This is a genomic window from Pseudomonas paracarnis, from assembly GCF_904063055.1.
Taxonomy (GTDB): Bacteria; Pseudomonadota; Gammaproteobacteria; order Pseudomonadales; family Pseudomonadaceae; genus Aquipseudomonas; species Aquipseudomonas paracarnis.
Map to the genome: position 1 here is coordinate 227,290 of NZ_CAJFCN010000001.1, position 12,008 is coordinate 239,297.

General features: G+C 61.5%; 11 protein-coding genes. 6 read left to right on the plus strand and 5 right to left on the minus strand.

Going from position 1 to position 12,008, the window contains the following annotated elements; translation table 11 throughout:
• Positions 1-22: 22 nt before the first annotated feature.
• The 3 genes from fecA to JMV15_RS01080 form a co-directional block, all read right to left on the minus strand.
• The gene (fecA, locus tag JMV15_RS01070) at positions 23-2,359 is read right to left on the minus strand and encodes a TonB-dependent Fe(3+) dicitrate receptor FecA (RefSeq protein WP_038449019.1); all 2,337 of its coding nucleotides are present in this window, start codon (positions 2,357-2,359) and stop codon (positions 23-25) included.
• A 91-nt stretch (positions 2,360-2,450) separates the two neighbouring features.
• Complete coding sequence (locus JMV15_RS01075; protein ID WP_020301215.1) at positions 2,451-3,392, minus strand: FecR domain-containing protein; 942 nt, start codon at positions 3,390-3,392, stop codon at positions 2,451-2,453.
• Entirely contained in the window at positions 3,389-3,877 is a 489-nt protein-coding gene (locus JMV15_RS01080; protein ID WP_014717061.1) for a sigma-70 family RNA polymerase sigma factor, read from the minus strand. Before JMV15_RS01080 ends, JMV15_RS01075 begins: the two co-directional genes overlap by 4 nt.
• Before the next feature lie 171 nt (positions 3,878-4,048).
• Here JMV15_RS01080 and JMV15_RS01085 point away from each other — a divergent pair, with 171 nt between their 5' ends.
• The 6 genes from JMV15_RS01085 (at position 4,049) to JMV15_RS01110 (ending at position 10,204) form a co-directional block, all read left to right on the plus strand.
• Positions 4,049-4,351 carry a DUF3649 domain-containing protein gene (locus JMV15_RS01085; RefSeq protein ID WP_014717062.1) on the plus strand — a complete coding sequence of 101 codons (303 nt, stop codon included), beginning with the start codon at positions 4,049-4,051 and terminating at the stop codon, positions 4,349-4,351.
• Positions 4,348-5,922 carry a PepSY-associated TM helix domain-containing protein gene (locus JMV15_RS01090; protein WP_038449021.1) on the plus strand — a complete coding sequence of 525 codons (1,575 nt, stop codon included), beginning with the start codon at positions 4,348-4,350 and terminating at the stop codon, positions 5,920-5,922. Before JMV15_RS01085 ends, JMV15_RS01090 begins: the two co-directional genes overlap by 4 nt.
• Positions 5,922-6,248, plus strand: a complete 327-nt coding sequence (locus JMV15_RS01095; RefSeq protein ID WP_019817655.1) for a DUF3325 domain-containing protein — start codon at positions 5,922-5,924, stop codon at positions 6,246-6,248. The genes JMV15_RS01090 and JMV15_RS01095 overlap by 1 nt, the downstream gene beginning before the upstream one ends.
• 7 nt (positions 6,249-6,255) lie before the next feature.
• Positions 6,256-6,834 carry an RNA polymerase sigma factor gene (locus tag JMV15_RS01100; protein WP_014717065.1) on the plus strand — a complete coding sequence of 193 codons (579 nt, stop codon included), beginning with the start codon at positions 6,256-6,258 and terminating at the stop codon, positions 6,832-6,834.
• Positions 6,831-7,808: a FecR family protein gene (locus JMV15_RS01105; RefSeq protein ID WP_032903315.1), complete on the plus strand. Its 978-nt coding sequence runs from the start codon at positions 6,831-6,833 to the stop codon at positions 7,806-7,808. Before JMV15_RS01100 ends, JMV15_RS01105 begins: the two co-directional genes overlap by 4 nt.
• Before the next feature lie 155 nt (positions 7,809-7,963).
• On the plus strand, positions 7,964-10,204 hold the full coding sequence (locus JMV15_RS01110; protein WP_020301211.1) for a TonB-dependent receptor: 2,241 nt from the start codon (positions 7,964-7,966) through the stop codon (positions 10,202-10,204).
• A gap of 136 nt (positions 10,205-10,340) precedes the next feature.
• On the opposite strand, the gene JMV15_RS01115 is transcribed toward JMV15_RS01110, so the two are convergent.
• Positions 10,341-10,691: a glutaredoxin family protein gene (locus tag JMV15_RS01115; protein WP_020301210.1), complete on the minus strand. Its 351-nt coding sequence runs from the start codon at positions 10,689-10,691 to the stop codon at positions 10,341-10,343.
• Complete coding sequence (yejK, locus tag JMV15_RS01120; protein ID WP_014717069.1) at positions 10,691-11,695, minus strand: nucleoid-associated protein YejK; 1,005 nt, start codon at positions 11,693-11,695, stop codon at positions 10,691-10,693. Before yejK ends, JMV15_RS01115 begins: the two co-directional genes overlap by 1 nt.
• Between the last annotated feature and the right edge of the window lie 313 nt (positions 11,696-12,008).

Consider the following 12,008-nt stretch of genomic DNA (forward strand, 5'->3'; position numbering starts at 1 on the left):
CGTTGCAGTCTGCAGATTGCAGTCAGAACGCGATAGAGGTTTGCACATACACCGTGCGCGGCTCACCCACGTACTTGCCCTTGTTGTTGTCGTCGAACGAGCGGGTGTAGTACTGCTTGTTGAAGATGTTCTTCACCCCCACCGCCACATTCAGATCCGACAACTGCGGGCCGAAGTCATAGGCTGCGCGGCTGCTGAACAGCATGTAGCCGGGGATGCGGCCATTGGCACCGTCGGCGCTTTCGGCCTGGGTGTTGGCATTGTCGGCGAACTGGCTGCTCTGGTAGCTGCTGTCCACATTCAGCTTCCATGGGCCTTCGGTGTAACCCACGCCGAGGGTGCCTTTGTGCTTGGAGGAGAAGGGCACGCGGTTGCCTTTGTTCGGGCCGTCTTCGCGGATGGTCGCATCCACATAGGCGTAGGCGGCGTACACATCAAACCCTGCCAGCGCCGGGCTCAGGCCGTCGAGGGCGTAGTTGATGCTCGACTCGATGCCTTGGTGGCGAGTTTCACCGCGGGCGATCACCGTGTCGTTGGTCTGGTTGCTGTCGTACTGGTTGTCGAAGTTGATCAGGAACGCACCGATTTCCGCGCGCAGGTTGCCATTGTCATAGCGCGTGCCGAGTTCCCAGGTGCGGGCTTTTTCCGGTTTCACTTCGCCACTGTTCACACGGTTTGGCATCTGGCTGTACTGCACGCTGCCGAACGAGCCTTCGGTGTTGGCGTACAGGTTCCAGTCGTCGGTGAGGTGGTAAAGCACATTCAGCGCCGGCAGGGCAGTGTTGTAGTCGCCCTTGTATTTGACGTTGCTCAGGTTGTTGGTCTGCTGGGACTCGATCATCTCGTAGCGAATACCAGGGGTGAGGGTCCACTTGCCGATGTCGATGCGGTCGTCGATGAAGAACGCATTGGCTTCGGTGCCGCCGCGCGTATCGCGGTCGTTGCGGCTGTTGGTGGTGGGGATTTGCTGGTTGGCGGCAATCGGAGTGCGGTAGCGCAGTTCGTGGCCGGCTTCATTGATGTAGCGGTAGCCCACACCCACTTCATGGCTGGTGGGACCCAGGTCGAAGCCCTGGGCGAAGCGCGTCTCCAGGCCGCGCACCCAATATTCCCGTGGCGACAGCGACAGGAAACTGCCCTGGTCCAGGTAACCGCTGCGCAGGGTCTTGGTGAAGAAACTGTTGACCGTGAATTCGCGGCGGTCCTGCTCGTAGCGGTAGCCGACGTTGAACATCGTGCGGCGGCCCCAGAACTTGTCGTAGGGCCGAGTGGACTGATACGGGTCGGCCTTGTAGTCCTTGACGTTCAAACCGCCCGGCATATCGGCCTGGCCTTCGTAGTACTGTGCCATGGCGTTGAAGCTGTTGGCATCGTCCAGTTGGTATTTGCCCTTGAGGATCAGGTCATCGATGCGCGTGTTGCTGTTTTCGCGCCAGTCGCCGCCGCGGGTGCCGGAGTACAAAATCGCGCCGCCCAAGCCGTTGTCGGCAGTGCCGCCGGCCAGCAGGTTGCCGGTGGTCTTGAAGCCGTCGTGGCTGGAGGAGGGGCTGGTCTCGGTCTGCAAACCGCCCTTGACCGTCGGCGCATCCGGGATGGCACGGGTGACGAAGTTGACGATGCCACCGACGTTTTGCGGGCCATAGCGCACCGCACCGCCGCCGCGTACCACATCCACCGCGTCCATATTGCCCATGCTGATCGGCGCAAAGGAGAGTTGCGGCTGGCCGTAAGGCGCGAAGGGCACCGGGATGCCATCCATCAGCACGGTGGAGCGCGACGCCAGGCGCGGGTTGAGCCCGCGAATGCCGAAGTTCAGCGCCATGTCGTGGCTACCGGTGCCGTTGTTGTCCGGGGCGTTGACGCCAGGGATACGGTTGAGCACATCGCGAGCCTGAGTGGCGCCCTGGCGTTCGAATTCTTCGCGGCGGATCACATCACGGGCGCCGGGGTGCTCGAACACATTGGTTTGCGCCGCGTCACCGAGCCAGTCGCCGACCACGTTGGAGGTCTGCAGCTCCAGGGTCGCAGGGGCGCCAGCCGGTTGCAGGCTGTAAGCGTTGTCACCCTCGGCGCGGGCTTGCAGGCCGGTGCCTTCCAGTAGTTTTTGCAAGCCCTCGGCAGCGCTGTAGCTGCCCGACAACCCAGCGCTTTGCATCCCGGCCGTCACGGCGGAACCGAAGGACACCAACACGCCGGCTTCGCGACCGAATTGATTCAGGGCCGCTTCCAGGGTAGTAGGTGCGATGTGGTACGCCTTGGCGTCGGCTGCCATCACCGCCGGCAGTGTGGTCAGGCTGAGGCTGGCACCGAGCAGGAGTTGGCGCAGTGTACGGGCGAGAAGCGTCGGGTGCTGGGGCATGAAGGGCGGTCCTGAGAAGGAAGGATCAAGGTGGCTTTCCTTCTCTGTCACGCCAGGTGCGGAAAACGGCTCACACAAAAGTAAAATAAATTCAGACCCGTGCCTGCACGGTCACCCAATAACGCGTAAAGCGCCGCACTTTCACCGGCAGGCTGATTTCCAGTAGGTCGAGGATGCGTTCGCTGTCGTCCAGCGGGTAGCTGCCGGACAGCAGCAGGTTGGCGACGTGTGGATCGCACTGGAGCTGGCCGCGACGGTAGCGTCCCAGTTCATTGAGGAAGTCTTCGAGGCGCATGTGTGCGGCCACCAGCATGCCGTCGGCCCAGGCGCCGCTGTTGGCGTCGGTGGGGCGTGGGGTGTCCCAGCCTTTGCGGGTGAAATTGACCTGCTGCGCGGCATCGACCCTCAGCGCCAAGCCGTTGTAGCGGTTGGGCATCACCTCGACCTGGCCGGCCAGTACCGCCAGTTGGGTGTGGTCGTTGAACTGGCGCACAGTCAAGCGCGCCGCCTGGCTGCTGAGCAGGCCCTGGCCGGTCAGCACGTGCAACGGCGCCTGGCCTGCACGGGCGGTGAGCAGGATTTCACCTTCAAGCAAGCGCACCAGGCGCTGTTGGCCGTCGAAATGCACATCCACCGCGCTGCCGGTGTTGAGCTGCAACTGGCTGCCGTCGGCCAGTTGTACTGTGCGGCGCTGGCCCACCGGGCTGCGATAGTCAGCCGTCAGCGGCGGCAGGATATGTTGCTGGCGCAGGCTCCAGGCGGCGGCCGAACCGGCACCCACAATCAACAGTAATTTAAGCGCCTGACGCCGGCTGCGGGAGGTAGGCGCGTTCAACGCCGCGTGGGCCAGAGGGGAGGGCACGCCGCGCAGGCGTTGGTTGACGCGCTGGATCTGCTCCCACGCGCGTTGGTGTTCGCTGTGGGCATTCAACCATTGCTGCCAGGCCGCCTGCTGGCGTGGGTTGAGCGTGCCTTGCTGCATTTCCAGCAACCAGTGCACGGCTTGTTCGGCGACTTGGCTGGAGACGTTCATAGGGCGAAGTAGCAGCGCATGGCCGCTTTGGTCAGGTGGCGTTTGACGGTGGCGATGGAGATGCCCAGTTGCGCGCCGATTTGCGCGTAGGTCAGGCCGTCGAGTTGGGCCAGCAGGAAAGCGCGTTTGACCTGCTTGGGCAAGCCGTCGAGCAGTTGGTCCAGTTCCAGCAGGGTTTGCAGGATGATTGCGCGGTCTTCTTCCGACGGTGCCACGTGTTCGGGCATCTGAGCCAAGGCCTCGAGGTAGGCGCGCTCCAGGTCCTGGCGGCGGTAGAAGTTGAACAGCACGCGCTTGGCCACGGTGGTGAGGAAGGCGCGCGGCTCGATCAGCGTTGGCGCTTCCCGGGCACTGAGCACGCGGATAAAGGTGTCCTGAGCCAGGTCGGCGGCGTTTTCCGGGCAGCCGAGCTTGCGTCGCAACCAGCCGGTGAGCCAGTGGTGATGGTCGTTGTACAACACTTCGACGGGGTTGGACGGCTGCAACGCGATCACTCCGCAAGCATTCGACATGCTTTAGAGAACAAGAATTGTTCGCATTGTAGGGCGCATGACAAGGTTCGGCAATCGGCCAAGGCAGGTGATTCATCCGTTCTCTTTTGCTTATGAGAATATTTATCATTAATATTGCGCGCTGATGAACCAGGCGCCTGCCGCATGAAAAGCAAAACCTCATTGCCCGTTTCCTACCGCCTCGCCGTCACCTCGCGCGTGCTGGCGGCGGTGATTGGCGGTTATCTGATGGCCTCCCTGGCCGCCATCTGCCTGGCGCTCTGGCTGCCCACCTCCCGTGCCGATGCGGTGGTCACCGGCATGATGAGTTCCTTTGTGTTCTACCTGCTGGCGGTGCTCTGGTGTTTTGCCTGCCGCACGGCATGGCGCGCCTGGGCAGGGGTGATGGTGCCGAGCGCACTCTTGGCCACCCTGGCCGGCATCGGTTTCTGGATGGCTCGCACATGAAAGAGGGCTTTCGCCAGGCCATGGCCTGGCTGCACACCTGGGCAGGCTTGATCTTCGGCTGGCTGCTGTTCGCGATTTTCCTGACCGGCACCCTGGCCTATTTCAAAGATGAAATAACCCACTGGATGCAGCCCGAAGTGCAGGCCCATCCCCTGGACGATGGGCGCAGCCTCGCCGTCGCGCAAAACTACCTGCAACAGCAGGCGCCTACCGCCGCACGCTGGTTCATTACCTTGCCGAACCGCCGCGACCCCGGTTTGTCGGTGATGTGGCAAGACAAGCTCGAACCCGGCAAGCGCGGTACCTTCATCCAGAAAGTCCTCGACCCCGTCACCGGCCAACCGGTGCAGGCCCGCGAAAGCAAGGGCGGCGAGTTCTTCTATCGTTTCCACTTCCAACTGCAAATGCCTTACCCGTGGGGCCGCTGGCTGTCGACCATCGCCGCCATGGTGATGTTGGTCGCACTGATCACCGGCATCATCACCCATAAAAAAATCTTCAAGGACTTCTTCACCTTCCGCCCGCGCAAAGGCCAGCGCTCCTGGCTCGACGGGCACAACGCGGTGGGTGTGCTGGTGCTGCCGTTTCACCTGATGATCACCTACAGCAGCCTGGTGATTTTCATGAGCATGGTCATGCCTGCGCCCATCGTGGCGTCCTATGGCGACGACAGCCGGGCGTTTTTCAGTGAGCTGTTCCCCGCTACTGACAATGCGCCGGCCCTCGGCCAGCCGGGCAAACTGCTGCCGTTGATGCCGATGTACCAGCAGGCGCGGGAACAGTGGGCGGGCGGGCATGTGGGGCGTGTGGCGGTCAACAACCCCGGCGATGTCAACGCGTCGATCAACGTGTCGCGCGCTGGCTCCGACAGCGTGGTGCATGCCTCCGGCAGTACGTTGTCGTTCAACGGCACCACCGGCGAGCTGTTGCGAGGCAGTGCCGAGCCGTCATTGGCGACGGCCATCGGTGGCAGTTTCTACGGTTTGCACATGGGCCATTTCGCCGGCCCGGTGCTGCGCTGGCTTTACTTTATCTGCGGCTTGGCGGGTACGGCGATGATCGGCACAGGCTTGGTGATCTGGCTGGGCAAGCGCCAGCTCAAGCATGCCAAGGCCTCGGTGATGCCCTTTGAACTGCGGTTGGTGGAAGTGCTGAATATTGCCAGCATGTCTGGCTTGATGATCGCCATCGCGGCGTTTTTCTGGGCTAACCGCCTGCTGCCGGTGAGCTTCACCGCGCGTTCCGACTGGGAAGTGCAGGCGTTCTTTATCGCCTGGGCCCTGAGCCTGTTGCACGCCTTGCTGCGGCGCGGTCGCCAGGGCTGGGTCGAGCAACTGAGCTTCGGCGCGCTGTTGTTTGCCGCCATTCCATTGCTCAACGCCATCACCACCTCGCATCACTTGGGTGTCTCTGTGCCAAGCGGCGACTGGGCGATGGCCGGCTTCGACCTCACCTGCCTGGCCAGTGGCGCGTTCCTCGCCTGGGCAGCCTGGAAGATGCACCATCGCAGCGCGCCGCTACCCAAGGCTGAGCGTGCCCGCGGGTTAACACTCAAGCAGCAGGCCAACTGATGCTTCTAGCGCTATTGATGTGCTACGCCGGGTTCATGGCACTGTGCTTGTCCACCGACCGTCACCACGGCGAATTGCTGCACAGCAAACCCACAGCCATTCGGCGCCTGGGGTTGCGGGTGGGCGGTTGGTTGTTGCTGGGCGTGTCGATCTGGCCGTCGGTGCTGGGCGCCGGTTGGAGCCAGGGCCTGGTGGAGTGGTGCGCGGTGTTGATGCTCAGCGCCTTGCTGCTGGTGTTGCTGTTGCCGTATCGGCCAAGGCTGGCCTTGATCCTGGCGGGGCTCGCCCTGTTGGCCAGCCCTGTTGCGGCGTTCGCCCTCTCTTGAGCCGGCCATGAGGAGCCATCGACCGCAATCTCCTCAGGACACTCCGCACGCGGATGCAGCGGGGGGACGCGCGCATTTCCTGCAGGTGTTTTTGTCCCAGCGCTCGCAAATGGAGGCGTTGGTCAGCCGCCGTGTGGGTTGCCGCGCCACGGCAGCCGACCTGGTGCAGGATTTGTTCCTGCGCTTCTGGCGTCGCCCGCTGGTGCAGGTCGAAGAATTGAGCACCTACCTGCTGCGCTGCGCCGGCAACATCGCCATCGACCACCTGCGCAGCGAAGGCGCGCGAGCACGCAGCAGCGAAGGCTGGCTGCCGGAACAATCTGACCACCAAGGCTGCGAACCCCAGGCAGCGTTGGAGGCGGGCAATGATCTGCGCCATGTGGAAGCCGCCTTGCGCAGCTTGCCCGAGCGCACCCGCCAGATTTTCCTGCTTAACCGCATCCACGGCCGCAAGTACGCCGAAATCGCCAAGGCCATGGGCCTGTCCCAAAGCGCCGTGGAAAAACATATGATGCGCGCCCTCGAAGCCTGCAAGGCCAGCCTTCGCGAACCACCGCCTCCACGCATGCCAGGGAAAGCCCCGTGAACCTCACGCCCACGCCCGCCCAGGAACAGGCCGCACTCGATTGGTTGTGCCTGCTGCATGACCAGCCTAGCAGCGGCGACCAGGCCACGTTCAGCCGCTGGTTACGTGCAGATCCCGCACACGTTGAGGCGTACTCCCAAGCCCAGGTGCTCTGGGAATTAAGCGAAGTACCGGCGCGCCAACTGGCCGATGAGGACGCGCTCGCCTTGCAGCGCTACCTCAATACGATCAACGCCTCCAAACGCTCCCGGGTAGCGCGTTGGTCTGGTGCCTTGGCCGTCGCCGCCTGCCTGCTGCTGATGGTGTCGATGGGCGCCGGTTGGCAGCCGTCACGCTGGGTCGATGAGTGGGGCGCCGATTATGTGACGGCGCCGGGTGAGGTAAAGACCTTCACCCTGGCCGATCAATCCAAGGTCACCCTCGACGCCGACAGCGCCATCTCTGTAGATTTCAGCCAGGGCGAACGGCACATCCAATTGCGCCGTGGTGCAGGTTTTTTCAGTGTGACCCACACCGGCCAACCCTTCGTGGTGGAGGCGAGCGGCGGTGAAACGCGGGTAATGGGAACGCAGTTTGAAGTGCGCCTGCAACCTGACGGCGCCGAGGTCACTGTGCTGTCCGGCCGTGTGGGCGTGACGCCCTCCAAACAGGGCCAGCAACAGGTGCTGACAGCGGGCCAGCAAGTGGCCTATGCCGACGGTATTGCCGACCCTTTGCATGGGGTCGACAGCGCCTCACGCCTGGCCTGGCGCGAAGGTTGGCTCAACTACTACAGGGCACCCCTGGCCGATGTGGTCCAGGACCTGAGGCGTTATTACCCCGGCCGAATTCTTCTGCTTAACGAAAACATGGCCGCCAAACGCGTCAGCGGCAGCTTTCCGAGCCAGGACCCTGTAGCGGTCTTGAACGCCTTGCAAGCGGTGTTGGGCTTTGAACAGCACACCTTGTTGGGCCGAATGATTGTGTTGCGCTAGGCCCGCAGCGCCTTCATCGAACCTTCATCGCAATCGCCAAAACCTGTCACCAAACGGTTACACGTGCCGTGGATCATCCCTGGGTTCCTGAACAAGTGGTCAGGAAGCTCGCATCTGCCCCATACAACACAACAATGTCAGTAAGGGATCTACACGTGAACCACAACACTCTTTATGCCCTGCTCCTCGCATCGGGCCTGGGCGGCTTTGCGCCGCTGGTTTTGGCTGATGATGCCCAGGATGTAGGCTCGGTGAACATCGCCGGCAAGCAAACCCTTGGCAGCGGCCACATGATTCTCGAAGAAAGTGCCAAGGCACGCTCGACGGTGACCAAGCAAGCCATGGACGAAATGTCGGCCACCGCCAACGCCATCGACAAGCTCAAGTACACGCCGGGCATCAACGTTTCCAGTGATGACGCCAGCGGTACCAGTGGCACCAGTTTTACCATGCGGGGCATGAGTTCCGACCAGGTCGGCGTCTCGGTGGACGGCGTGCCGATCAACGATTCGGGCAACTACAGTGTGTACTCCAATCAGTTAGGCGACCCGGAAAACCTGGCCGAAGTGTTCGCCACCCAAGGTTCCTCCGAGGCCGACGGCCCGCACATCGGCTCCAGCGGCGGCAACATTGGCATGATCACCATCCGCCCGACCAAGGACGCCGGAGTTTTCGCCAAACAGATCGTCGGTGCCAACGCCCTGCGCAAGACCTTCGTGCGAGCGAACACCGGGGATGTGGGGGGCCTGAAAACCTGGGTGTCGGCATCCCACCTGGAAGGTGACAAATGGCGCGGCAAGGGCACTCTGCGCAGCGACAAGATCGAGTGGAGCAGCCTGTTCGAAGGGGATAACGGCAACTCCACATTGGCCACGATCAAGTACAACAAGCAGGAAAACTACAACTACAACAGCCTTAGCAAGGCGCAGTTCGACACCGAAGGACGGCGTAAGGATTACGCGCAAAGCCCGGTGTACAAGGCTGGTTTGCTGTCGGCGTCCTACAAGCTCAACCGCAACCCGTTCGAAAGCGTCAACGCCACGCTGACCCAGCGCTGGCAACTGCAGGACAATTTGTCGCTGACGCTCACGCCGTATTACTACTGGGCCAACGGTGGCAGCTTCAGCGGCCAGACGGCTTCCAACCTGGGGCCAAAGTCCGACAAGGCCGGCAACTACGACCTGAGTAACCTGCAATCGGCCAACTATTACCGCCCTTCGTGGACCGAAACCTGGCGCCCTGGCTTCACGGCGAAAATGAAGTGGGACATCAACGAAGAACACAGCCTGGACTATGGCTACTGGTACGAACGCGCACGCCAGCGCCAGACCCAGCCCTTTATCGGTATTAACAACGAAGGTGCCCCCGACGATGTGTGGGGCGACTACAACAGCGGCGGCCAGGTGGTCGACAAAAACGGCGCTACGGTCCAGGGCCGCCACTACTACACCGTCACTCCCGCGCAGAAGCTCTGGGTACAGGACAACTGGCAAGCCACACCGGACCTGAGTTTTGTTGGCGGTGTGGCCTACCAATATGTCGAGCGTGACGGCAACAACCTCGGCAGCCTGTACGACACGCCGGAAAAGCGTAACACCCGCTACCACCAGTTCCTGCCCAACTTCAGCGCCAAGTACCAGGTCGATGAAAGCAACCAGGCGTTCTACAACGTCACCCGCAATATGCGCACGCCGCCCAACTACGTGCTGTACAACAAGGGCGACTCCGTCAGCCTCAAGTCCGAATTGAGCTGGAACCAGGAACTGGGCTGGCGCTACACCGAAGACGACATGGCCTTGAGTGCGACCCTGTTCTACATCAGCTTCAAGGATCGCCAGGTCTCGACCACCGACGCCAGCGGTGACTACATGGTGCTCAACGTCGGCACTGTCGATAACAAAGGCCTGGAGCTGGAATGGAGCGGCCTGTTGCCGCACAACTTCAATTACTACGCGTCCTATACCTACACCCAGTCTGAGCAGAAGGACGACCTGCTCAGCAAGAACGTGCTGCTACCAACCTCGGGCAAGCAATTGGCCAACGTGCCGGAAAACATGTTCAACCTGGTGTTCGGGTATGACGATTCGCGGTTCTACGGCAACATTGCAGGCAAATATGTCGGCAGTTTCTATGGCGATTTGACCAACAAGGAGAAGATTGAAGGCCGTACGGTGTTTGACCTGAACGCGGGTATTTATTTGCCGGTGGATAAGAAGGTCATCAAGTCGGCGGCACTGCGGTTTTCGATGCTCAACGTGTTCGACAAGGAGTACTTGAGTTCGGCGCGTACGGTGGCGTTCAACTCGGCGCCGGTGAACGGGTTGGGGGCGAGCACGGCGTATTACAACGTGGGTGAGGAGCGCACGGCGATGGTGTCGCTGGAAGCCAACTTCTAAGCCCACCCGCAAGCCCAATGTGCAGAGCTGACTTGTGTGGGAGCTGGCTTGCCTGCGATAGCGGTGTGTCAGTCACAGGTATTGAACCTATTACACCGCCATCGCAGGCAAGCCAGCTCCCACATTTGATTGGGTGTTACTTCAGGGCGGCCATGATCGCTTCAGGGTTGTAGTCGCGAATCAAGGTCCCGTTTACATCCACAAACGGAATCCCGCCACCGCCCAGTGCCTCGTACGCCTTGCGCGCCTCGGCATCCTTCTCTATATCGACGGCCTGGTACGGGATACCCTTCTGGTCCAGAAAACGCCGGATCTGCTTGCAGTACCCACACCACTCGGTGGCATAGAGCACCACCCGCGCAGAGGCGCGTACGTGCTCGGGCGCCACCTGGGACGGGTTGAACAGCCGTTCCACCTTGCCCCAGTTCTGGATCGCAACCACCACCAGCAACACCAGCAGGACTTTCTTGAGTACCCCGCCCAGCATCAGTTACGGCGCTTGAGCTGGTCGGTCAGTTGGGTCGGCAGGCCCTTGATGATCAAGGTGCCGGCGGCTTCGTCGTACTCGATCTTGTCGCCCAGCAGGTGCGCTTCAAAGCTGATGGACAGGCCCTCGGCGCGCCCGGTGAAGCGGCGGAACTGGTTGAGGGTGCGTTTGTCGGCCGGAATTTCCGGCGACAGGCCGTAATCCTTGTTGCGGATGTGGTCGTAGAAGGCTTTTGGCCGGTCTTCATCGATCAGGCCCGAGAGCTCTTCCAGGCCCATGGGTTCGCCGAGCTTCGCCTGGCTGCTGGCGTAGTCCACCAGGGTTTTGGTTTTCTCGCGGGCGGACTCGTCGGGCAAGTCTTCGCTTTCGACGAAGTCACTGAACGCCTTGAGCAGGGTGCGGGTTTCGCCCGGGCCATCCACGCCTTCCTGGCAGCCGATAAAGTCGCGGAAGTACTCCGAGACCTTCTTGCCGTTCTTGCCTTTGATGAACGAGATGTACTGCTTGGACTGCTTGTTGTTCTGCCACTCGGAGACGTTGATACGCGCCGCCAGGTGCAACTGGCCCAGGTCCAGGTGGCGCGAGGGCGTCACGTCCAGCTCGTCGGTCACCGCCACGCCTTCGCTGTGGTGCAGCAGGGCGATGGCCAGGTAGTCGGTCATGCCTTGCTGGTAATGGGCAAACAGCACATGGCCGCCGGTGGAGAGGTTGGATTCCTCCATCAGCTTCTGCAGGTGCTCTACCGCCGTGCGGCTGAAGCTGGTGAAGTCCTGGCCACCGTCAAAGTACTCCTTCAACCAACCGCTGAACGGGTGCGCGCCGGACTCGGCATGGAAGAAACCCCAGGCCTTGCCTTGTTTGGCGTTGTAGCTCTCGTTGAGGTCGGCAAGCATGTTCTCGATGGCGGCGGACTCGGCCAGTTCCGTGTCGCGGGCGTGAAGAACTGCGGGTGTGCCGTCGGGTTTTTTGTCGATCAGGTGGACGATGCAATGACGGATCGGCATAGGCTTCTCGGCTGGTTGAAGGGGGAGCGGTTGGCCTCCCCGAAAAGTCGCCCAGTGTACCGCACCCATTGGTCAAGACGTGCCCCGAACGGCATTTTGCACGCCCTGTGACTGGCCATATGCCTTTTTTTCACGGTTTAGAGCGATAAAGCTGACCAAATGGGTATGTTGAGGCGGATATTTCCCCGTCTCTGTGCTAGTTTTGCCCCGTCTTACGCCAAGTCTCGGCGTTAAGCGTGCATTCAGCATTTGTCAGGTCGAACCAATCCCCGTTTCAAGCATCTATAACCCCGATCTCCGTGGTTATGGCCGG

Coding starts and splice junctions, on each gene's coding strand:
- fecA (WP_038449019.1), bottom strand. CDS start 2,359: ATGCCCCAGCACCCGACGCTTCTCGCCCGTACACTGCGCCAACTCCTG.
- JMV15_RS01075 (WP_020301215.1), bottom strand. CDS start 3,392: ATGAACGTCTCCAGCCAAGTCGCCGAACAAGCCGTGCACTGGTTGCTG.
- JMV15_RS01085 (WP_014717062.1), top strand. CDS start 4,049: ATGAAAAGCAAAACCTCATTGCCCGTTTCCTACCGCCTCGCCGTCACC.
- JMV15_RS01090 (WP_038449021.1), top strand. CDS start 4,348: ATGAAAGAGGGCTTTCGCCAGGCCATGGCCTGGCTGCACACCTGGGCA.
- JMV15_RS01095 (WP_019817655.1), top strand. CDS start 5,922: ATGCTTCTAGCGCTATTGATGTGCTACGCCGGGTTCATGGCACTGTGC.
- JMV15_RS01100 (WP_014717065.1), top strand. CDS start 6,256: ATGAGGAGCCATCGACCGCAATCTCCTCAGGACACTCCGCACGCGGAT.
- JMV15_RS01115 (WP_020301210.1), bottom strand. CDS start 10,691: ATGCTGGGCGGGGTACTCAAGAAAGTCCTGCTGGTGTTGCTGGTGGTG.
- yejK (WP_014717069.1), bottom strand. CDS start 11,695: ATGCCGATCCGTCATTGCATCGTCCACCTGATCGACAAAAAACCCGAC.